At 40.2% G+C, this 23,151-nt stretch carries 19 protein-coding genes and 1 riboswitch; of the genes, 8 read left to right on the top strand and 11 right to left on the bottom strand.

Annotated features, from left to right (window positions below; genetic code table 11):
• Positions 1-104 precede the first annotated feature (104 nt).
• The 6 genes from BMY70_RS17715 to rocD form a co-directional block, all read right to left on the bottom strand.
• Entirely contained in the window at positions 105-1,304 is a 1,200-nt protein-coding gene (locus BMY70_RS17715; protein WP_090337486.1) for a hypothetical protein, read from the bottom strand.
• A gap of 62 nt (positions 1,305-1,366) precedes the next feature.
• On the bottom strand, positions 1,367-4,465 hold the full coding sequence (locus BMY70_RS17710; protein WP_090337484.1) for an SbcC/MukB-like Walker B domain-containing protein: 3,099 nt from the start codon (positions 4,463-4,465) through the stop codon (positions 1,367-1,369).
• A 61-nt stretch (positions 4,466-4,526) separates the two neighbouring features.
• A complete protein-coding gene (locus tag BMY70_RS17705) occupies positions 4,527-6,083 on the bottom strand; it encodes a GH3 auxin-responsive promoter family protein (RefSeq protein WP_090337482.1) in 1,557 nt (518 codons plus the stop codon).
• A gap of 111 nt (positions 6,084-6,194) precedes the next feature.
• Positions 6,195-6,449, bottom strand: coding sequence for a GlsB/YeaQ/YmgE family stress response membrane protein (locus BMY70_RS17700; protein ID WP_090337480.1), 255 nt, complete (start codon positions 6,447-6,449; stop codon positions 6,195-6,197).
• Positions 6,450-6,620: 171 nt separating this feature from the next.
• Positions 6,621-8,012, bottom strand: a complete 1,392-nt coding sequence (locus tag BMY70_RS17695; RefSeq protein ID WP_090337479.1) for a S41 family peptidase — start codon at positions 8,010-8,012, stop codon at positions 6,621-6,623.
• A 9-nt stretch (positions 8,013-8,021) separates the two neighbouring features.
• Positions 8,022-9,275, bottom strand: coding sequence for an ornithine--oxo-acid transaminase (gene rocD / locus BMY70_RS17690; RefSeq protein WP_090337477.1), 1,254 nt, complete (start codon positions 9,273-9,275; stop codon positions 8,022-8,024).
• A gap of 236 nt (positions 9,276-9,511) precedes the next feature.
• On the opposite strand from rocD, the gene BMY70_RS17685 reads away from it, so the two are divergent.
• The 6 genes from BMY70_RS17685 (at position 9,512) to BMY70_RS17660 (ending at position 16,260) form a co-directional block, all read left to right on the top strand.
• The gene (locus tag BMY70_RS17685) at positions 9,512-10,003 is read left to right on the top strand and encodes a GNAT family N-acetyltransferase (protein ID WP_090337475.1); all 492 of its coding nucleotides are present in this window, start codon (positions 9,512-9,514) and stop codon (positions 10,001-10,003) included.
• A 42-nt stretch (positions 10,004-10,045) separates the two neighbouring features.
• Positions 10,046-11,035, top strand: coding sequence for a glycosyl hydrolase family 18 protein (locus BMY70_RS17680; protein WP_177197058.1), 990 nt, complete (start codon positions 10,046-10,048; stop codon positions 11,033-11,035).
• Positions 11,032-11,736 carry a hypothetical protein gene (locus BMY70_RS17675; RefSeq protein WP_090337471.1) on the top strand — a complete coding sequence of 235 codons (705 nt, stop codon included), beginning with the start codon at positions 11,032-11,034 and terminating at the stop codon, positions 11,734-11,736. Before BMY70_RS17680 ends, BMY70_RS17675 begins: the two co-directional genes overlap by 4 nt.
• A gap of 111 nt (positions 11,737-11,847) precedes the next feature.
• On the top strand, positions 11,848-12,633 hold the full coding sequence (locus tag BMY70_RS31560) for a DUF1801 domain-containing protein (RefSeq protein WP_090337469.1): 786 nt from the start codon (positions 11,848-11,850) through the stop codon (positions 12,631-12,633).
• 81 nt (positions 12,634-12,714) lie between these two features.
• Positions 12,715-13,482, top strand: a complete 768-nt coding sequence (locus BMY70_RS17665) for a hypothetical protein (protein WP_143072116.1) — start codon at positions 12,715-12,717, stop codon at positions 13,480-13,482.
• A gap of 97 nt (positions 13,483-13,579) precedes the next feature.
• Positions 13,580-13,675: riboswitch (TPP riboswitch) on the top strand.
• Between the two features lie 125 nt (positions 13,676-13,800).
• The gene (locus BMY70_RS17660; protein ID WP_090337835.1) at positions 13,801-16,260 is read left to right on the top strand and encodes a TonB-dependent receptor; all 2,460 of its coding nucleotides are present in this window, start codon (positions 13,801-13,803) and stop codon (positions 16,258-16,260) included.
• A 365-nt stretch (positions 16,261-16,625) separates the two neighbouring features.
• On the opposite strand, the gene BMY70_RS17655 is transcribed toward BMY70_RS17660, so the two are convergent.
• From BMY70_RS17655 to BMY70_RS17645, 3 genes are all read right to left on the bottom strand, one after another.
• On the bottom strand, positions 16,626-16,910 hold the full coding sequence (locus BMY70_RS17655; protein WP_090337466.1) for a hypothetical protein: 285 nt from the start codon (positions 16,908-16,910) through the stop codon (positions 16,626-16,628).
• On the bottom strand, positions 16,907-17,887 hold the full coding sequence (locus BMY70_RS17650; RefSeq protein WP_090337464.1) for a hypothetical protein: 981 nt from the start codon (positions 17,885-17,887) through the stop codon (positions 16,907-16,909). Before BMY70_RS17650 ends, BMY70_RS17655 begins: the two co-directional genes overlap by 4 nt.
• Positions 17,888-18,061: 174 nt before the next feature.
• Positions 18,062-19,003, bottom strand: coding sequence for an SMP-30/gluconolactonase/LRE family protein (locus tag BMY70_RS17645; RefSeq protein ID WP_090337462.1), 942 nt, complete (start codon positions 19,001-19,003; stop codon positions 18,062-18,064).
• Between the two features lie 165 nt (positions 19,004-19,168).
• On the opposite strand from BMY70_RS17645, the gene hemE reads away from it, so the two are divergent.
• Together hemE and BMY70_RS17635 are read left to right on the top strand one after the other, a co-directional pair.
• Complete coding sequence (gene hemE / locus BMY70_RS17640) at positions 19,169-20,197, top strand: uroporphyrinogen decarboxylase (protein WP_090337461.1); 1,029 nt, start codon at positions 19,169-19,171, stop codon at positions 20,195-20,197.
• A gap of 131 nt (positions 20,198-20,328) precedes the next feature.
• Positions 20,329-20,856, top strand: coding sequence for a D-glycero-alpha-D-manno-heptose-1,7-bisphosphate 7-phosphatase (locus BMY70_RS17635; protein ID WP_090337459.1), 528 nt, complete (start codon positions 20,329-20,331; stop codon positions 20,854-20,856).
• Here the strand turns inward: BMY70_RS17635 and BMY70_RS31480 are convergent.
• Positions 20,853-20,984, bottom strand: a complete 132-nt coding sequence (locus BMY70_RS31480; RefSeq protein WP_262485750.1) for a hypothetical protein — start codon at positions 20,982-20,984, stop codon at positions 20,853-20,855. The two genes, BMY70_RS17635 and BMY70_RS31480, sit on opposite strands and share 4 nt — an antisense overlap.
• 103 nt (positions 20,985-21,087) lie before the next feature.
• The gene (locus BMY70_RS17630; RefSeq protein WP_090337457.1) at positions 21,088-22,560 is read right to left on the bottom strand and encodes a type III PLP-dependent enzyme domain-containing protein; all 1,473 of its coding nucleotides are present in this window, start codon (positions 22,558-22,560) and stop codon (positions 21,088-21,090) included.
• Positions 22,561-23,151: the final 591 nt, after the last annotated feature.

Here is a 23,151-nt window from a genome sequence, read left to right as displayed (position 1 = left end):
GTGATACAGTGTGTAATGAATTGAAATCCTTATATGTCAAAGTCATAAATAAAATATAATAATTTTTATGACCCGTCAAGTTAGTTATCAAATGTAATTTATAATTAATTGAACAGATTCCAGTGCTTCCAATGGTCCAGGAGCATAAATATTTTTAACGGAAACGGTTCCAGCCATAACACTCTGTTGTAACCCATATAATAAATCATGGGATGACTAACACAGACTATTGCCGTAAAAAATAAAATTACCCTAATAGACCTTAGCGAAGCTGTCTGAAAAAGTATGTACATAGAAAGAAGCAAAAACGGAAATCCGTATGATAATGCCCGGTCAATATCATGCACATAAATTCCTGACGCAACTAAAATTACGAAGCCAAAAGTTAACGCCAATATTAACAAATAATGTTGTCGAAGTATGAGCGATAAAATCGCCGCCCCCATCAATATCCACATCCCTTCGAACGCTGTCCACATACTACTTCCTAAGCCATGCCTGTGTGCGTCAGCAAATAACACCGGGGTTCCTAAAGTGGAGTAGCTATGGTTCGGAAAATATTCCTTTTGTACATAAAACCTAATCGCAAAGTAAATGACCCAAGCCACCCAAACAATCAAACTTGTGCCGGAAAATGCATTTTTAACCATCGCAGGCAAACCAAAATCATTCTTATCAAATGCGTTTCTTACAATATGAAAAAGCAATAAATAACCTCCTGCGATCACTGCCCGTTCGTCAGTGAAAAAAGCACCCTGCAAAGCGAAAAATGTAACTAATGGATTTCGGCTAAAAAGTGCAGTCAAAAGAAAGAAATAGGCAAAGCCATCACCATAACCATAAATATCTGCGAATGTCCAGACACAAACAAATGTGTTTGCAATGGCAAGAACAAAAAGAAAGGTTGCTATTTTATCTTTCGAAACGGCATAGAGCCATTGACCAATTTTATAGATAAAGAAAACTCCCAGTATCGATTGAAGCAGGACGATAAGCACGATATTATGCCCTGTTATAAACGACAGAGCTGGCAGAACCCAGCGAAAGATCATGTTCTCACGCCGTACATCGTAATCCATGTCCTTGGGATGAAAAAGATCGGCGCTCTGATTTTGTACAAAAACCCAGGCATCCAGTTTCATCCCATGTTCACTGAGATGACCGATTAGCAGTGTGTAAGGAGGAAAAGCAAGGAAAAGAGAAAGAAATACAGAAAGCGCAACTAGTTTCCATAACCAATATCCGGACGCAAGAAAAGATTCGATTCGTCGTTCGAATGAATGGTAAAAATCCTCAAATAGCATGTTGTTAGGGGAAATTATCTTGATAACGTGCTATAAAGATACCAGTTAAGTTTTGACAATTCCTACATCCAGCTCTTCATAATTTTGCTTCCTTCTTCGCTTTCAATAATTCGAAGATACGTCTGGATTTCCTGCTGCAGATCTTCCACATGGCTGATGATTCCAACAATCCGGTTTTCTTTCCGAAGAGATTTCAATGTATCAAAAACAGTTTGTAAAGAATTCTTGTCGAGCGAACCAAAACCTTCGTCCAGGAAAAAGAAGTTATGCTTTGACTCATTGCGCACGTGGATATGATCAGCCAGAGCAAGAGCCAGTGAAAGCGCTGCCTGAAATTTTTGCCCCCCGGAAAGCGTTTTCAATAATCGCATATGCCCGCCGTTCAGCAAATCTCTTACCCAAAAACTATTTCCCTCGCCAAGTTCCAGATGCAGCTGCTGATGTGTCATCTGATGGAAACGCTCGTTCGCGGCATGGATAAGGTTTTGCAGATAAATACTTGACGCATAATCCACAAACCCGCTTGAACGAAATAATTTGGCAAGATCGTCCAAATGTTCTTTCCGCAATTGCAGACGAGTTTTTTCTTTAAGAAGCTGCGCCTTTTTCGCCAGATCCTGTGCCATTTTTAACAATAAGCCGTCCAGACGTCCTTCTTCCTTCCGCTTGTTGTTTAAATCCGACGTAAGTTCATCTTTCTTGATCGTGACAACCGCATGTTTTTCAGGATCATATACTTCTGCCGAATGTTCCTTTTGTAATAATTCGAGATCTCTCAATGCATTATTGAGGGTATTCTTGAAGCTTTCAATTGATTTTCGTTCGACGTCAATAAGTATTGGTTTTTGAAGCATTTCGTTAACCCAATCTTCTGACTCAAACTGATAAAAGCTCAATTGTTTAGCTAGCTCGGCCTGCGCTAACGATAATTCCTGACGACTTCGGTCCAGCGTTTCCTGTAAAATATTCTGGCTTCCGGCAATTGTATCCTTTTCTTTTTCCAGAGTATCCAACTGCTTTTCGGTTTGCTCAAACAGCAGATTTAATTCCCGGTACTGTTTTTCCAGCAACTGTATTTTTCCTGAAATCGATTCGTTAGCCTGATCGTTAAATTCGCGAAGATCTACCTTTTCAAGCTGACCTGATAAAGTTGTAATCGTGTTGTCAATCCGAAGAATCTCGTTTCGCAAATTTTGCAGCGGTAATTCTATCTTTTCAGCCTTTTCCTTGGTTTCAGTTTCAATTTGCTGGGCAATCAGCTTGATTGCCGCCTCTGAATCTTTAATCTCAGCCTGAATCCGGACAACCTCTTCAAAATGTTTATCGAAGGCTTCCCGGTTATTTTTATCAAATTTCGTCCAGACAAAAGCTTTTTCGTGTGCTTCCAAGCGTTCTTTATTTTCAGCCCATCGCAGTTTGATCGTGCTTTTCTGTTTTTCCAGATTATCGATCTGATTAAAAATTCGTTCAACCGGAGATTGAAACTGACGGATTTGCTGCTCTAATTTATTTAAAACACTGCGCTGATCTTCAATTGATCTAATCTCCTGGAAAACCATATCGTCTGAATGAAGCACCGCCGGGTGATGCTCCGACCCGCAAAGCGGACATGGCTCGCCGGGTTCGAGGCTATTGGCATATTGCTGCAAAGCCAGTTTCGTTTTCGCAGAAACTAGTTGTTTATTAAGATTTTCACTTTCCCTTTCGTTGATTAGCAAATATTCGGAAACGATATTTTGAATCATTTCAAGACTTGCCTCCGGTTGAATATTTAATGAAAAAATCTCGTTTGCACCCTTTGTCCTGATATGCAGGGCACCTTGCTGCTTTTCTATTTCAGCCTTTAAATCTTCCGCCTCCTTTTTAATATTTGATCTCGATTCACTTAAATTGGAAAAGTTAGTAAACCAGGCGTTTACCTGACTCAGCTCCTGAATATCAGATTGGCCAGCCTTCTTTTTATCATTCTCTTCTTCCTTTTGCTGTTTTTGCTTTTTTAATAATTCAATCGCATTTTCTTTTTCCTGGAGCCTTGCTTCCCCTCTTAAAAGTGTAGCCTTATTTTTTTCAAGAGACGCTTTGCTTTCAATAATTTGAATTACTTTTTCCAGTTCCTCAGCCGTGTCCAGAAGCTCCTGACGCTTTTCATATTGTGGCTGAATTTTCGTTAAAATTTCCCTTTGCTGAACAAGAAGAGAATCTAAATCCCGGGTTCTTATAGAATTTTTATCAAACGTCAGCTTATCACGCTCAATTCCTATGCTTAACGACTTTTTCTTTTCAAGTAACGCTTTAAAATGCAGGGAACAGATCTCGAAAACCCGAAGCATTTCTTCCCGAAGTTTCATATCCGGTTTCTGCGATTCCAGCAAAGATATCTGATTTGTCAGAAGCTGTAATTTTTCTGCAACCAGTTTTAATTTCTGAAACTGATTGTCTAATTCTGTTTGCATCAAAAGTTCGTCTGCAACAGATTTAATCTGTAACCGGATTTCGTCACGTTTCACTTCCTCGCCGGCAACCATTTCCGGCGTCACTTCGCCCAGGCTCATCAGCTGTCCATCCAGATTAGAAAGTTCCAGATCATTTTGCTTGCTAAGCGTTCCCACTTTCCGGCTCAGATCATACTTTTCGAGTTGGAAAAGTTCTTTCATCATCCGGGTACGCTCAGCATCTTTCAGTTCAATGAATTCCTGGAACCGTCCCTGCGGAATAATAATAGTACGGCGAAAATTATCATAACTTAATCCGATAATTTTCTCTGCATTTTCTTCGTCCGGAAGCGGACTCCAGGCATCATCCACCCATTTATAGGCTTTCCTTTCAAAAGTTTTTACTTCCTTAAAATTCTTGCTGTTTCTCTTGCCTTTTACCGTGAACCGGTAAAGGTCAGCTGTTTTTCCTGCGATACATTCAAAATCAATCAGCAAATCGTCTGAGCGCAGGTTCATCATATTATACGTCCGATCATCACCTGAGCGATTTAATCTTTCCGTATCGCCGTAAAGCGCAAAGGTTATCGCCTCTAAAATTGAAGATTTTCCACTTCCGACAGCTCCAAAAATACCAAACAACGACGCATCAGTTAACGCGTCGAACTGAATTTCCTGTTCAGACTGATAAGAATATAAACCTTTTATTTTGAGATACTTGGGAATCATGATGTAGCTTTCGACCGTCGGCCGGATATCCGCTTTTTATGGAGGATTTATTTTAATATTTTTATAAATGGCTTACGTCAGAAGACGATTGCTGACTGCCGAAAGCCGACTGCCCCAGCAAATCTTCCAAGTAAACGCGATCGTTGCTCAGTCTCGGAACCTTATTTTGCCCACCAAGTTTCTTTCGTTTTGCCATCCAGTTGTAAAAGGTATTGGCCGGCGCAAAATGTACCAAGGGCGACAGCAACGCCATATCCTTATATCTTTTTGCATCGTAATCTGAATTGACTTCGCGCAATGTTTCATCAAGTATCCGGATAAATTCTTCCTGACTCGCCGGTTCTCTTGTAAATTCGATCACCCACTCGTGTCGACCTCGAGAGCCATCGCCCATATACACCGGACCGGCTGTATAATTGGCTACCAACGAATCTGTCTTCTGAGATGCTACTTTTATGGCATGATCGGCATTTTCAACAATAACTTCTTCGCCAAAAGCATTGATAAAATGTTTCGTCCTTCCACTCACCTTCAATCGGAAGGGGTATTTCGAAGTAAATTTAACAGTATCCCCGATCAGATAACGCCACAAACCAGCATTGGTAGAAATCACCAGCGCATAATTTTTACCCACCTCAACTTCATCAAGTAACAGCGCTCGTGGATGTGGTTTCCCTACCTCTTCCACAGGAAGAAATTCGTAAAAAATTCCATAATCCAGCATAAGCAGCATTTCTCCTACTTTGGAAAGATCGTCCTGAATGGCAAAAAAGCCCTCCGAGGCACTGTAAGTTTCAAGGTAAGTTACCTGCTCGGACGGGAAATATTTTTGTGTAAACAAATCACGGTAAGGCTCAAAGGAAACGGCTCCGTGAACAAACACCTCAAAATCCGGCCAGACTTCCAGCATATTACTTTTCCCCGTCAATTCTAAAATCTGATCCAGCAAAACGATTGTCCACGTTGGTACGCCAAGAATGCTGGTCACATTTTCCTGAGAACAGATATTTGCCATCTTTTCCAGCTTGCTTTCCCAATGGTCCATCAGAGCGACTTCCAAAGGCGGAGTGCGCATAAATTCTCCCCAGGCAGGAAGATTTTGCATGATCACCGCCGAAACGTCGCCAACCTGCGTATAATCATCAAACGGATTAGCATGTAAAGTACCCCCAATTGAAAGTCCTTTTCCATCAAAAACGCGCGTTTCGGGACGGTTATGAATCAAAAGCGTCATCATATCCTTTCCTCCCTCGTAATGACATTCTTCCAATGCCTCCGGAGAAACAGGCAAAAATTTACTTCTGGCATTTGTAGTACCCGAAGATTTTGAAAACCATTCGATCTGAGAAGGCCAAAGCACATTTGGCTCCCCTTTCAAAACGCGTTCAATGTAAGGATATAACTCCTCATAAGAAGAAACAGGAACCTGCTCCTGAAATTCCTTGATGGATTTTATTTGACCATAATTATATTTTGATCCCCATTCGGTATATCGCGCCGTTTCGATAAGTTCGGAAAATATACGTTGCTGGGTTTCAATGGGGTTATTCATAAACTGCTCGATCCTTTCAAAGCGCCGCTTTAAAAACCAGACAGTCATATTATTCACCAGCTTCATAGTAGTCAGATTGTTGATATAAATTCTTCCCGGAATTTGTCAAAAATAGCAAATAAAATGGAGAGGAAATAAGATTACGACCTCATTCCCTCTCCATTTTATTAAAACAGATTAAGCTTTTGTACTAAACTTTCTATATAAGAATAATAGAAGCACTGCTCCCAGAATAGCTATAAAGAGACTTCCGATATTGAAACCGTCAACAGTTCCAAATCCCAGAAGCGACGATATCCAGCCTCCAACGACAGCCCCTGCTATTCCTATCAAAATCGTTACAATAAAACCGCCCGGATCTTTACCCGGATGCAACGCCTTAGCGATAGCTCCGGCTACTAGACCTACGATAATCCAAGTTAAAATACCCATAGTGTATTCTGTTTATAGTGTTAGAAAAAGTTACTGTTCTAATATTATAAAAAGTATACCGTATCAGAAAATTTCAACAGAATATATCTCAAAAAGAAAAACTCCTTTCCACCTGACGAAGCGAAAAGGAGCCCAATCACCTGATTATCTGCGATAAACAAATAAGAATATTTATTTATCAAAAAACATATTACTTCCTCCCGCCTTTCTTTCGAAAGTAGTGCTAAAATCGTCGGCATACCCAGCTGTACGAAGCTGGTCAGCTTTTTGACGAACTGTGGCTGATCCTGTGATTTCCAGAATTGCGGCAGCAAGCAGAGGGTCCTTTGGGTTTCCGTACGGGAATAGCCTTAACCCTTCTTTTACTGGTATATCAGGCGTAAAACCTTTGCTGTAATCCGATTGTTTCAGGCTGTTAAAAGACTTGGTCACGATTGGCTGAAGGCCCCACTTCACTTTTTTACTATCATCACTCAGCGTCACCGAACCGACATTTTTCCCAACCGTCTGATCGCCGATAACAGTAACTTTCATGAAAGGCTTCAATCCATTGATCAGCAATTCGCTGGCAGAAGCAGTTCTGTTTGAAGTAAGGATGATTAAATGCTGCAGGCCAGAACCAATGTTCTGACTTTTTGCAGAAAATTTATCCGTGAAATACTCTTTACCATACCGTTTTTCAAGAATTGGTGTAAGTGTCGAATTGTATTCTTTGTAATAGAAAATATCATTCGACGTAATTCCTTTTCCAATCAAACTTGCCAGATTAGTCGCGGAGCTTACATAACCGCCCGGGTTGTAACGCAGATCCAGCACCAGAGAATTTACATTTTTTGATTTGAAAGATGCGAAAACATTGTCGATTTTCTGATCATATTCCTTTTTATCGCTGCCGCTTTTGCTGGCAATAAATTGATGGTAAACCAGATAACCAATTGTATTACTTCCATACTGAAGCGTGGTATCAAAAAACACGGGATCTTCCTGGAAACTAACCGGCGTAACATTTCTAGTTGTCGTCGTTTCTACAATCGCATCCTGCTCATTAAGTGCTCCCAAGGTGTATTTTCTGGCAACATCTGAATAGATCAAATCATAATAATTCGAGGCGGTCAACTGCTTATCGTCTATCCGTGTGATGATATCGCCTCTTTTAAACCCAGCAAGAGCAGCTGGCGAGCCCGGCAAAGCATACCCAACCAGACCTACGATATTTGTACCGCCGGTCGGGTAATAAAACAATCTCAATTGCAGACCCGTAGTTTTTGTCGAACCGCTCAACTCCGCTTTTAATGCGTCAGCATCGCTTTCGATCCATGAAAAACGGTCCCCGTCAGGGCGTGCAGTTGCATCAAATTTGTATAACAACGAATTAAAAAGTGCTTCTGGTGCCAGGGTTAAATCAGGGTTTGCCGGGATCTTGTCATTCCAGTAGTACCAGGTTTTCATCTGATCGACAATCCAGTTACTGGTTTCCAGGTCTGTTGCCGGATCAACATTTTTATCACGGCAAGAACTCAAAACACCTGTAAAAACCAGCACAAGCAGTAACACCTTTCTCATAACGTCGACTTAGTTTGTTGTCAAAAATACTTCTTCAATAATATCACAGGCAGCATTCATCTGATCTTCCGTAATCACCAACGGAGGCGCAAAACGAATTTTATTCCCGTGTGTCGGTTTACATAACAATCCTTTATCCATCATTTTATAACACAGGTTCATCGCCGTAGCACTTTCTTCCGTATCATTTATTACAATTGCATTCAAAAGCCCTTTGCCTCTTACTAACGATATAAGGTCGCATTTCTGCTGTAAATCAGAGATTCTTTTTCGGAAAAGCTTACCCATAACTTCCGCATTATCAGCAAGGTTTTCATCATTTACAACTTGCAAAGCCGCCATAGTCACTGCACAAGCCAAAGGATTTCCACCATACGTTGAGCCGTGTTCACCAGGCGCAATCGTCAGCATAATCTCGTCATCAGCAAAAGCGGCTGAAACCGGCATTGTTCCCCCTGATAGTGCTTTTCCGAGCACCAGAATGTCAGGTTTTACATTTTCCCAGTCACAAGCAAGCCTTTTTCCAGTCCGACCGATTCCGGTCTGCACTTCGTCTGCGATGAACAATACATTATATTTTGTACACAAATCCCGTACACCTTTTAAATATCCTTCTCTCGGAACGACCACACCGGCCTCTCCCTGAATCGGCTCTACCATGAAGCCTGCAATATTCGGATCGCTTTTGAAGATGTTTTCCAAAGCTTCCAGATCATCGTAAGGAATAATTTCAAAACCTGGCAAAAACGGACCGTAATCATCCGTGCTGGATGGATCTGTTGATGAAGAAATTGCCGCCAAAGTACGTCCCCAGAAATTACCTGAAGCATAAACCGTTTTTGCTTTATTCGGTGCGATACCTTTTACCTTATATGCCCATTTTCGTGTCAGCTTCAAAGCCGTCTCGCCGCCTTCAACGCCTGAGTTCATCATTAATACTTTATCATAACCGAAATATTCGCATAGGAACTTTTCACATTCTCCCAATTTATCGCTGTAAAAAGCACGTGAAGTCAGGGTAAGTTTTTGCGCCTGTTCAATCATTGCATCAATGATTCGGGGATGACAATGTCCTTGACTTACAGCACTATAAGCAGATAAAAAATCCAGATATTGTTTTCCTTCAACATCCCATACATATACGCCTGAACCTTTCGCAAGTACAACGGGCATAGGTTTATAATTATGCGCGCCATATTTCCCCTCCAATTCCATTGCATGCTGCGTTGCTTCAAGCATCGTCATTTCCGTATAGTTTGCCATTGTATTTACGTTTAAGCGGATTCATTCGATTTAGATAAGGTAAAAATACGGAAATCCTGCGTGTGGATAATTGTTTGCAGAAAAGTTTAATTTTTAAATCCAGTTCTTAATACGAAGCTTTTGAAGAATTTTTTTTGTATTTCCAAAAGATAAATTCCCTGGCTTCACATTTGCAAAACCCATATATTTAGAAAAATCTGGTATTATCCCTAATCAGAACTCTCCCAGTCAAACCGATGAATTTCAGAACTGCGACAGACAACGATATTCCACAATTACAACAGCTTGGTTTAAATGCTTATGGTCAGTTCGAAACTGTACTGACCGAAGAAAACTGGGAAAAACTGAATTCTATTTTACTAAGTGAAAAAACATATCCGGATCTGCTTTCTAAATCGTTATGTTTTGTTTGTGAAGAACATGAAAAAATCGTCGGCATGGCGTTTTTAATTCCAAATGGCAACCCGACCGATATTTTTAAGGAAGACTGGTCGTATGTCCGAATGGTTGGTGTGCATACAGAATACGCAGGAAAAGGGATTGGCAAAAAACTGATGCAGCTCTGCGTTGATCATGCAAGACAAACGGGTGAAAAATTCATTGCTTTGCATACGTCCGAATTTATGAGCGCGGCGCGGCATATTTATGAGGCGATGGGTTTTAAACAAATAAAAGAACTTGAAATACGACTTGGAAAGATGTATTGGCTTTATGTAAAGGAATTGTAACTTGCTACATTAACTGACTTTAAAACTCTAAGAATCAATCTTGTGAATATAAAAATCAAATTAAAATCTACACTTACTTTCATTTTTTTCAGTTTGCTGTTTTTTAATTTTGGTTGCAGCAAAAAAACAATCACCGTTGATAACACCAGATCAAATTTTCGGGTTATTGGTTATCTGCCTGGTAAGGAAAATTTACTGGCATCAGCCAAAACAATCGATTACAACAAAATCACCCACCTTTATATCGCTTTCATCAATCCCGATTCTCTGGGAAATTTGAAAGGAACAGAAAATCTTAAAGAAGTAGCGGCCATCGCTCATGCAAAAAAGGTTAAAATCATGGCATCGATCGGCGGCGGCGGCGCACCCAAATATTATCCGTCTTTTTTAATTGGAGAAAAAAAGACGAAACTGATAAATGATCTCGCAAACCTGGCTGTTGAAAACAATCTGGACGGTATTGATGTTGACCTGGAAGGCGCCCTAATAGACGGCAATTATGAAAATTTTGTGATCGACCTGGCAGAACAATTACGAGCTAAAAATAAAATGATCACTGCCGCCATCGCTACTGTATACAAAGATCAGTTTACAGATAAAGCTCTCGCGCAGTTTGACTTCGTAAATATCATGTCATATGACAAAACCGGACCTTGGAATCCTTCAAGACCCGGTCCGCATGCACCCTATGAAATGGCCGTTGAGGACCTGGATTATTGGACAAAAACACGCGGTATTGCTAAAGAAAAATTAAGTCTGGGTGTTCCGTTTTATGGCTATGGATTTGGTGGGAGTGCGCCGGAAAGTATTTCCTGGAAGAACCTGATTCTCCAATATCCGGATAAATCCACCGCTGATGAATTCAGTGTGAATGGCGGAAATCTTTATTATAATGGCATTCCAACGATTAGAAAAAAAACTTCACTTGCGCTGGAAAAATCAGGAGGAATTATGATCTGGCAACTGTTGCAGGATACCACCGGGGAGCAGTCACTTTTAGAAAATATTCATGCTGTAATCCATGCGAAATGAATAAATTTTCAATCCTGCTCCTTTTGTTTCTGATTTCAGCAAACTATTCTTTTTCTCAAAAAGTGAAGTTCCAGATCTTTAGTCCGAAAGAATTAAAAGGCCGCAAAGCCGTTCTTTTAACACGGGAAAAAGGATTTGCAGCTATTGTACATTCGATCAAACTCAATTCTGATATCTTCAACCTGGATATTGATAATGATCTTGTTCCTGATTTATATCAGCTCCATGTTTCTCAAATTAAAGGATCGCTGTTTTTCTTTCTGGAACAGGGAACACAAATCCGGCTTGATACCAATGACGTTACAAAGTCCACTGTAACAAATTCACGAAGTACATTGGAGTGGCAGGCGTTTGAGAGAAATATACAGAAGCCATCAGATGATCGCATCAGAAGTTATGCATTGGGTGAAAAACAGGCTAGAAAAGACAGAAATGCGGATAGTCTGAATTTTTGGATTGAGAAGCAGGCGCTTGAAAAAGAAGATTTAGTCAAAAAAACCGGCGCATTTATACTGGAAAATCCCGCTTCCTATGTCAGTCTTTACCTACTAAAAATAAACTGGTATGCCCTTCAGGATAAAGGTTTGTTTGAAAAGCTTGATCAGTCACTTACAGGACACAAAACCTACATTTATTTGAAAGAAAAAAATAAGAAAATAGCGGAAAGGCAGCCAGTTAAAGTTTTGAACAAATTGCAATAAATGATCGCTTAGATACTGATAATCAAAAACATCGGTTTTATTTTGAATAAATTGATGAAATCGCAATCTTGCTTGTCATAAAAAGAAGTGCATTTTAAAGCCAGAACTGCCATGTCTAAAAATAGTCCGGAGGTCGATCAATATATAGCCAGTTTCCCACCAGAAACTCAAAAGTTATTGAAACAAATGCGCAAAACGATCCGTGCGGCCGCGCCGGATGCGGAAGAAAAAATTGGTTATGGTATCCCAACCCTGACGCTGAATGGCAATCTTGTTCACTATGCCGCCTATAAAAATCACATCGGATTTTATCCTGCCCCCCAGGGACTGGAAGAGTTTAAAGAAGAACTGGCAGGATATAAAGGTACAAAAGGCGCCGTTCAATTTCCGTTAGACAAACCACTTCCGCTTGATCTGATAACAAAAATCACGAAATACAGGATTGAAAAAAATCTTGAAAAAGGAGTTACGAAAAAGAAAGCACCGGCAAAGACCACGAAACTTTCAGATTCTGAGCAGGTAAGCAATCATATAAAAAAACTTGATACGGCATTAGGCGACACTGTGGAAGCGATCAGACAAATTATTTTAAATACAGACAAAGAAATCGCCGAGCAGATCAAATGGAATAATCCAAGCTTCTACTATTCCGGAGAGATGAAACCGTCTGATCCCAAAGAATATAAACGCGATATCGTGGTGATGAATCTTCATAAGGGGCGAATTATGCTGGTTTTGCCAAGTGGCGCAAAGGTGAATGACACGTCTGGGTTACTGGAAGGCAACTATGAAGATGGTAGAAGAACGGTTGTTTTTAAAGATTTGGAAGATGTCAAATCGAAAGAGAAGGCTTTGCAGAGTGTTTTAAAATCTTGGTTGAGTCTGGTTGATAAATAAGCCGTTCACTCACAAGTAAGCGTCTCATTCCAACTTTCGCTTAATTATTTGTTTCAAAGCTATTATTAACTAATAATGGCCATGAGAAATACTTTCAATTTTTATTTATACAAGGGAAAAGCATTCCTCCTTTATACCTGTATTTCAGTTTCAATTTTTTCTTGCAGAACTGCCGAACTTGCTGTCAACGAAAATCTCAGAAACGATACTGATGCCTATTCTGTAAAAGGACTGCAAGGTTGGCAAATCGGGCAAGTCATATCCTTTGGCGATTTTAAAACTAACAAAGTCAAACGCGGTTGGACATCCGGTTATTCAATCCCATTTTTTGTGAAATTCCAGGGAGCCAAAGAAAAGGTAAGTTTCAGCTTGTCATCAGCAGATGGAAAATCAGCAGACGTTGCTATGGTAAGTAAATTTAAAGAAACGGAATACGAGCCTGTTAAAGAATACTTCGCGGTCTCTTTAAGGTATAAAAATTATTTTGCCGGCGCTATAAGGCTGGATAATTCGGAAGAATGGGATTTTATTGTTCATGACATTGACGGAGCGAGCCGTAGTTTAAAACAAAATTCAACCATTGGTTTTGTAAGAAAAGGAGCAATCAAAATTGACATAACTGGTATTCGCTCGATTGAAGGCGCGTCTGATTTTATCACACAAAACCAGGTATATGGTTATGAATTCCAACAAAACGGAAAAGTCATCGGTGCTGTTTCGACGATCAGCCAGGGGAAAGTCTGGCTTAAAAAACATTTGGATGACGAGACAAAACTGGTTTTAGCGAGTGTCTCGTCAGGGTTAATGTTACGAAATTCCATAGCAGAAAATACACTAAGTATGAAGTAGTGAAAATAAGAAACCCGCATAGGCTCATTAGCAAAAGCAATCTGGGCGCAATGCGATTTCTCTTGCTTCCCCACGCCAATATCCATATCTTTGCAGCATAATCTCAAAGGGGTGCCCTACCTAACGGGCTGAGATCATACCCATATTACCTGATCCGGATAATGCCGGCGTAGGAAGAGAAAGCTAAACTCAGGACTAGCGAAAATTGTGTCATTACGTATTTTCAAACTTACCTGATAAGCTGAATCGAATAACCATTTTTTATTGAACCAAAAGGATAGGCGGCCCCTTGCCTGTTCGTAACAATTAATGATCGCAATGCGAAAAGTTACGACCTGTCTTTTAACACTCGTTATCAGCACATTACTGAGCACATCTGTTTTTGCTCAAAAAACATTAACCGGTCAGATTACCGATCAGGAAGATGGAAAACCACTTCCCGGCGCAACCGTCAAAGCTGGTGAGATCAGAGGAACTACGACGGACGCCAACGGAAGATTTACGCTCCGGAATATCTCTGATAATATTGCCGCACTGGAAATATCATACATCGGATATCAGTCGGTGAAACTGGATGCTGCCAATACAAGTTCTGAAAAACCGCTTGACATTAAACTTCAAAAAAGCACTTTCCAGGCCGATGAAGTGATCGTAAACGCAACGCGTGTGACCGACAAAACGGGGATGGCCTATACCAATGTAAACGCCGAAGCACTCAATAAACAAAATCTTGGACAAGATCTTCCGGTACTTTTAAATTTTACGCCTTCGCTCGTCAGCACGAGTGACGCAGGCGGCGGCGTGGGTTATACCGGAATCCGGATTCGCGGCACGGACGCAACCCGGATCAACGTGACAGTCAACGGAATTCCTTATAACGATGCAGAAAGTCAGGGTGTTTTTTGGGTTAATATGCCAGATATCGCTTCCTCGGTAAGCAGTATTCAGATTCAGCGTGGCGTTGGGACTTCCACAAACGGCGCCGGAGCGTTCGGCGCGACTGTGAATATCAGTACCAACCAATTCCGCAAAGAGGCTTATGCAGAGCGCAACAATTCATATGGTTCTTTCAACACATTTAAAAATACGATTAAGATTGGAAGTGGTTTGGTGAAAGATAAATTTACGTTTGATGCGCGTTTGTCGCGCGTTTCGTCCGATGGTTATGTTGACCGCGCGTCTTCGGAACTTCATTCCTATTATTTATCCGGTGCTTATTTTGGAGGAAAAAGTTTTGTGAGGGTCAATGTGTTTTCAGGAAAAGAAAAAACTTACCAGTCCTGGAACGGCGTTCCAGAAGCGAAACTTCGTGGAGACCGGGAAGGGATTTTAGCCTATATTGACAGAAACGGACTGGATGAAAAAGATGCCGACAATCTGATCAACGCAGACAATCGCACTTACAATTCATATACGTACAAAAATGAAGTTGATAACTATCGCCAGGATCATTACCAGGTTGTTACTTCTCATACTTTGAATAATAATCTGACTTTAAACCTGAATGGTTTTCTCGTTCGTGGTCTGGGATATTATGAGCAATATCGTAAGAATGACGATTTCAGCAGTTACAATCTGCCTAACATTATTTCCGGAAATGATACGATTTCAAGCACCGACCTTATCCGTCGCAGATGGCTGGATAATTATTTCTACGGATCTACATTTTCTCTGGATTACAACAGCTTCAAAAAATTGACAGCCAGCGTGGGTGGCGGATATAATTATTACGACGGCGATCATTACGGAGAAATTATCTGGGCAAGAAATGCCGGAAATACTGAAAATGAGCAGCGTTATTATTTCAATAAAGGAATTAAGCAGGATTTTAATATTTATGGAAAACTTTACTACCAGTTCACTGAAAAACTGAATGCATTCGGAGATCTTCAATACCGTAGGGTGAGTCACAAAATTGACGGGATGGACAATGATCTGATCACGTTTAATTTTGACCAGTCCTATTCATTCGTCAATCCAAAAGCCGGAATTACGTACCAAATCGCTCCGCAAAGTTCTGTTTACGCGTCATATAGTATGGGTAATAAAGAGCCAAACCGTGATGATTTCACAGCTTCAACAACACGCCTTTTCCCAAAAAGCGAGCGATTGAATAACGTTGAAGCAGGTTTTCGTATGCAAAAAGGAATCTGGGGGATTTCAGCGAATTATTATCTGATGCATTATAAAAATCAACTGGTACTGACCGGGCAGATCAACGATGTTGGTAATTCCATTCGTGTAAATGTGCCGAAAAGTTATCGTACCGGAATTGAACTGGAAGGTGCAATCGCCTTTAACTCCCGTTTGAAATGGAATGCAAATGCAACATTCAGCCAGAATAAAATCGCCGATTTTACGGAATATATCGTCAATTATGACACAGGTGATTATGACCTTATTAATCACGGAAAATCGGACATTTCGTTTTCTCCAAATGTGATCGCTGGGAGTCAATTTACATACAGTCCGCAAAAAAATCTGGAATTCGCATTGCTGACCAAATATGTAGGAAAGCAATATCTGGACAATACCTCTAATGAAACCAGGAAACTAGATGCTTACTTTACAAATGATATCCGTATGACCTGGACGATCAAACCGAGCTGGGCAAAAGAAATTACATTTAATTTCTTACTGAATAATGTTTTCAGCGAACGCTACGAATCGAATGGATATACGTACGGTTATATCGCCGGTGAAACTTTGACACAGGAAAATTTCTATTTCCCACAAGCTGGTCGTAACTTTTTAGTTGGACTTAACTTTCATTTTTAACTTAGAAATGAAAATGCAACAAAAAAGAGAACGTCGGCTGGCGTTCTCTTTTTTGTTTTGACTGGTTATCAGCCACACCTATTGCGGTGCGCTGCACCTTTATTAAAATTCAAACTTTTCGATTTTCTACAAATATTTCGGTGCTCTGCACCTGTATTAGGAGTTAACCTTCTGATTTTCTACAAATATTGCTTGATCGGCACCTATATCGAGAGTTAACCTTCTGATTTTCTACAAATAATGTGATTCGCTGTGTCAGTAAATATGTTAACTCAATTTTGGTGCAGAGCACCAGAATATTTGTAGAAAACCGCTAATCCAGATCAAGTGTAAGGTGCAGTGTACCGTAATCGATACTATTTACTTCACCCAATTATCTCTTTTTCTCTCAACATCCCGACATATTTTTCAGGATTCAATCTGCCGGAGAAAAAGCTCTCAGCCATTTTTTCTTCCGATAATTGCAGTTGTCCTGACAGCGTATCCATCAATTCCGGACTTAGCGGGGCTTTTCCAACATAAGTAAAAATTGCTTGCTTTTTTCCATCCACAACCAGGTAATGCAGCTGATGATGGTCCTTCTCTGTGAAAGATTCAAAACCCTGTTTTTGCAAAGCTTTCTGTATATCCTTACTTTTTCTCGCTTTCATTTAATCGCCTTAACAATAGTCAACAATTTATTTTTCAGCACGATCGCGTTTTCTGCAAGCGCACTGTCGGATTCCAAAGCAAAGTTTTGATACAAAGCATGAAAACTAAAACTGAAAGCAGCTTCCGCTTCTTCCCTGGTTGTTCCCCATACGCAAAGATTCAGTGGCTGAAAAGATATTACATAAGCCTGGTTTTCGAAATTCACTTCACAATCCAGCTTTTCGTGCAGGACGTATAATTTCTCGTCGTACTTAATAATATCGGGATTGAACGGATAGGTCCCGTGCTCCATTTCCTCAATCAAAAGTACTTTTTTGATATCTTTTTTGCTCAAATCGGCAGAAGCATCTTTCCCGCCTATTTTTGCATATATTTTAGCAAAACGATAAACCGTTTTTTCCTTTTTAATCTTTTCCTTTTTTGGGAAATAACGGTCCGTAAAGCTTTTATCGGGTTGTCTCAGATTTAGTTTTTTACCTTTTGGATCTATCAAGAAAAGCTTGAATGGCCTGTCCGAAGCCGATGCGGTGAACAGAGGCTTGTAGATTCTGCTTCTTTCATCCGGCGTATATTTCTCGATAATACGGGTCATATACTGCGGCTCTTCAAAATTTCCGAACAGAATATTTTTCTTGTAATCCGAAAACGCATTTCGTTTCCAATCATCAATATCGGTAGTGAAAAGACTTGGTGGTTCCACGATGTTGGAAGCAACTGCTGCTTCAAAACTGCTGAATTTAAGATCTACAACCAGTAATTCCAGTTCTTTTTTCAACCCTTCGAGCACTTTGGGTGATTTTTCATAAGCTGCCCTGAACTTGTCATTCTTTAAAAATTCTATTTCGATAAAATTTAAAAAAGAGGTATTGATATTATTCAAGACGGTGATAACAGAAGATAGTCTTGCCGTATGTCCGGCAGTTTGTTGAGGGTCAATCTGAAACCTAAAAGCAATTCTCCTTAATTCTTCCAGCATTATAATACATCCATTAATAGATAGGTAACCACAAATATCATCGTATCTCAGAAAAAAATGGCACTGATTCTCAAAATATTTTGATCTTTTGCTCGGACTGCTACAAAAAAAGACGGCTATTCCGCTTGGAGCAGCCGTCGAATAATTTTCAGGTATCTGCTTCAGTGTTAAAAATTAACCGCCGTCGACCATCGTCCACTTCTTTTTTCCTTTGTCATAAGAAAACTGATAGGATGTTTCTTTTTTAACAGTTGCGTCTGCCAATGTAAAATCAAATGCAGAGGCAGACACCAGCAAATTCCCGTTTTCATCAAAACGAATATTTCTGGCGCGATCGCTGCTGGAATTTCCGGTATGCAGAAGTGTTCCCTCTGAACGAGCTTCCCCCTCGAATTTCCCGTCATCGGTAAGTTGAATGGAATAAATATCAGAAGTACGCAAGCCTCCGAAATACAATCTTTTTTCTCCCGTAATTCCCCCGACAAATACAGCTCCTGCATCGTGGCCTTTTAATTGGTCCTCAACTTTTCCGTTGGAAGGATCAATAACATAAATGATACCATTCTCTTTCGTCTTGGTACTTTCCGCAATGCTACTAACGTATAGTTTCTTTCCATGACAGTCAAAATACAAGCCCAAAACGGCAAATGGGACGACTTCCGCTGAGCTATCCGGTTGAGATAATTTAGTCAAGACCTCCATCACCCCCGTTTCTGCATCTATCTTAAAAACCTTGTCCATCTCCTTCAAAGGGGTTCCCGTCTCTCGCCCCTTCGGGAATGGCGCAGTGTAAATGTTGCCATCGATATCAACTGTTGTGTTTCCCATCCAACCATTACGTGTCCAGGACACATCCTGATAAGTCCTTTTGCTAAGCGAGTCCGCCGCCTTTCTCGGATGTTCAACCAGCACAACTCCGACCATACCAGGTTCGGATGTCGACAAATCCGATCGTGTCGGATCAAAACCTAGTTGTTTTACGAAGGGAGCAGAAGATCTGCATGGAGACATGCCGATTTGTGTAATCTCATCTGAAGACATTTCTTTTTTCTCCTTCGTGCAGGAATAAGAAGAAACAATTAAGATCAGTAATGATACAACGCTAACGAATTTCATATGCCGGGTTTATTTATTTTTATTAACACCTTAAAAACCATTCCACAACGCCAGTTTTAACGAACACATTCCAATCAAAATTACAATTAATGAATTAGCGAAACTTCTTTCTCTTACTTCCTCCTTTCAGCATTCACTTTAAATACTTATTCCTACCTTTGCGGCATGGAATTGAAAAATGATCTTTTGCTTCGGGCTGCGCGTGGTGAGAAAGTTGAGCGTACGCCTGTTTGGATGATGCGTCAGGCCGGAAGAATTTTGGCTGAGTACCGTGCGGTTCGTGAGAAAGCCGGAAGTTTTATTCAGCTTGCTACAACGCCTGAACTGGCGGCGGAAGTAACAATACAACCTGTTGATTTATTAGGCGTGGATGCCGCGATTATATTTTCAGACATTCTGGTAGTACCCGAAGGAATGGGTTTACCCTACGAAATGGCTGAGCAAAAAGGTCCGGTTTTCCCTGCCACGGTCAATACGATCGCTGACCTTGACAAACTTCGGGTCGCAGATCCTGAAAATGATCTTGGCTATGTTTTGGAAGCCATTCGTCTTACCAAAAGCGGATTGGCAGGACGTGTTCCCCTGATCGGTTTCGCCGGAGCTCCGTTTACCATTTTCTGTTATATGACAGAAGGAAAAGGCTCGAAAACCTTTTCGGTGGCGAAAAAACATCTTTATGCTGATCCCGAATTCTCTCATTTACTATTACAAAAAATCACGGACAGTACCATTGCCTATTTGAAAGCACAGGTTGTGGCCGGTGCCGATCTTGTCCAGATTTTCGATTCATGGGCAGGAATTCTGTCTCCTGAACAATACAAAATATTCTCGTTACCTTATATCAAACAGATCTGTGACGCAATCACGGAAGTTCCGGTAACGGTTTTTGCAAAAGGTGCTTTTTTTGCAAGAGAAGAAATTGGAAAACTGAATTGTGCAGTTGTAGGATTAGACTGGAACATGGACATTACCGAATCGCGTAAGTTGATCCCTGATAAAACATTACAGGGAAATCTTGACCCTTGCGTGCTTTATTCTTCTTTCGATCAGATCAGAGCGGAGGTAAAGAAAATGGTAAACCAATTCGGTACCCAACGCTATATAGCCAACTTGGGCCACGGTGTCTACCCGGATATGCAGCCAGATAAAGTAAAATGTTTCATCGAAGCGGTAAAAGAATATTCAGCTCTTTAATAGGGACACAGAGGCACACAGAGCGGATGCCGCCCGGTTAAAAAGAGATACAAAGAGGTGTTTTCTCAAATTTCAATTCTGTGGCTCTCTGTTTAACTCTGTGATTCTCTGTGTAACCTAAAAAAATCTCCATGCACCAAACAACAAAGTGCGTTTTCTTGGATCGTGATGGTGTTCTAAATGAGGACCTTAGCGATTATTTACATAAACTGGATGACCTCGTTATTCCTGAGGGAATGCCGGAAGCTTTGAAATTGTTGAAAGAAGCAGGTTTTCTATTGATCGTTATTACCAATCAGGCCGGAATTGCAAAAGGAATGTATGGTGCAGAAGCTGTCTATGCCATCCATGAAAAGATGCAGGAAGTATCGGGAGGTATTCTGGATGATCTTTATTTCGCACCCTCGCATCCTGAATTTACGGGAAAGTCGCTTGCACGAAAGCCGGATTCTTTGATGCTTGAAAAAGCGATTTCAAAATATAACATTGATACTACCCGATCCTGGATGATCGGTGATCGCGCACGGGATATGCAGGCCGGACATAAAGTGGGCCTCAAAACGATTCATATTATTCCGGAAAGCGAAGTTTCAGCAGGAGATTTTACAGCCGTCAGCTTATTCGAAGCGGCCAAAATTATTTTAAACCTGCCAGGTTAAGCGCGTACCTTAACCGCTTGTTTCTCAACCTTCACATTGGAACCATAAGCCGGACACTGGTGCTTTGTGCAGGAAGATGCAAAGCCAATTGTTCCGCAAACAGCCAGAAGAAAGAATACCTTTTTCATAAAAAATTTTTAGAGTAGTATAAGAACGTTAGTTTTTAGACTTCCATTTTTGGAATGAATTCGTAAGATTAACGAATTCATTCCAAGAACGTTATATAATGTATCAATTTTTTGTTTCCACTAATTCTTCTTCCGCTTCAACAGAATCTTCATCCTTATTGATCGGCGCTACGAATGACTCATCTTTGAAGCCAAGAATTCGCAGCATCGAATCGCTGTCCTGCTCCTCTGCAAAAACTCTTGTTACAATTTTGCCTTCTTCATCACGGTCAATCAGTACGTGTTTCGGAGCCGGAATCAGGCAATGCTGAATTCCTCCGTAACCTCCCAAAGATTCCTGGTATGCACCGGTATGGAAGAATCCAATGTATTGTTTTTCAGCCTCTTCCTCAAAAATTGGCATATATAAATCGGCGCTGTGCATCTCACTGTTATAGAAATCCTGCGAATCGCACGTCAGACCGCCAAGGTTCACTTTTTGATAAGGACTATCCCAGTTATTGATCGGAAGCATGATGTATTTCTGGTTCATACCCCACGAATCAGGAAGCTGTGTGATAAATGATCCGTTGATCATATACCAAAGCTCCTTATCATTTTGCAGTTTTTTATCAATGATTTCGTAAATCACCGCACCACTTTCTCCAACCGTGTAACTTCCGAATTCAGTGAAAATATGAGGAACTGGAACGTTGTTTTTATTACAGATCCACTGAATATTTTCAATAATTTCATCAATCATCTGCTGGTAATCGTAGCCCGACTGCAATGAAGTCTGGATTGGCAAACCACCACCGATATCGATCGAATCAAGTTCAGGACAAATTTTCTGCATTTCGCAGTATTTGAACATGAACCGTGTCAATTCACTCCAATAATAAGCGCTGTCCTTAATTCCGGTATTGATAAAGAAGTGGAGCATTTTTAGTTTAAAACGAGGATTTGACTCGATTTTATCCTTATATAGTTGCTGCACATCATTGTAACGAATCCCCAGACGCGAGGTATAAAAAGCAAAGTTCGGCTCTTCATCGGTTGCGATACGCATACCGAAATTCACTGTATCTGCCGTAGCCTGCTGCTCGTAAAACTCGATCTCTTTAAGGTTATCCAGGATCGGAATAACGTTGAAACCCTCGTTGATCAGCTCGCTAAGATATTGTGTGTAAAGCGGACGTTTATATCCGTTTGCAAGAATAAAAGTAGACTTACTGATTTTTCCACGGCGATACAATTCCCGGATAATCGGGATATCGAAAGACGAAGATGTTTCAAGATGTATATTATGCTTAAGCGCCTCTTCCAGCACAAAACTAAAATGCGAAGATTTGGTACAATAGCAGTAAGTATAAGTTCCCTTATAATTATGCCTTTTAAATGCATTTTTGAAAAACATATTAGCATTACCAATATGTTCACCGATTTTGGGCAGATAATTAAGTTTCAAAGGCGTACCATGTTCCTTGATGATGTCCATCAGTGGTACATTGTTGAACAGCAACTCATTTTTGTCAACGTTAAACTCCATCGTAGGGAACTCGAACGTTTGCTGAATCAGGTCAATGTAGCTTTTCATTTATTTTTTTTCGCGGTAGCTATTAGTGAATTTGAATAAATAATTGAATTTTATCTCTACTTCTTTCTGCCTCTTTCCGTCTCCTATTATTTAATTATTCAGCGGCTAAAATCGGGTTAAAGAAAAGACCCGAAATTTGGTCAGAATATGTATTATTTCCAAACATCATTTAAGTTTAAAACATTCCGGCAGATCACTTTATCATCAATATTTTAAAGTTCATACCTCAAAACCTCTATTTGGTACTTTTTCGATAGGTTAATTTATTTTCAAGAACTTACTTTAAATTTCCAAAAACGACATTTATTGTATTTAACAGTGACATAAAGGTAGACTTACGACTTACTTACAATTAACAAAATGTCAATAAAGTACTATTTTTCATTTCTAAAACCGTCCTGTAACATCAAAGTCAGCTCAAAATTTTTTGTTAAAAAAGCAGAGAATCAAATATAAAAACCTCGCCAAACAAAGTAAGGATCAACAAATTAAGAAATCATTAAATTATCAAATCTCAACGGTTGAGAGAACAATTCAGAAAAAGCCGGGAAAACTTTAAACATTATTAAAGTTTTCATAGTTTTTATCATT

It is taken from the genome of Dyadobacter koreensis, assembly GCF_900108855.1.
Taxonomy (GTDB): domain Bacteria; phylum Bacteroidota; class Bacteroidia; order Cytophagales; family Spirosomataceae; genus Dyadobacter; species Dyadobacter koreensis.
The sequence above is the reverse complement of the archived record's forward strand: the minus strand, read 5'-3'. Positions and strand labels throughout refer to the sequence as shown.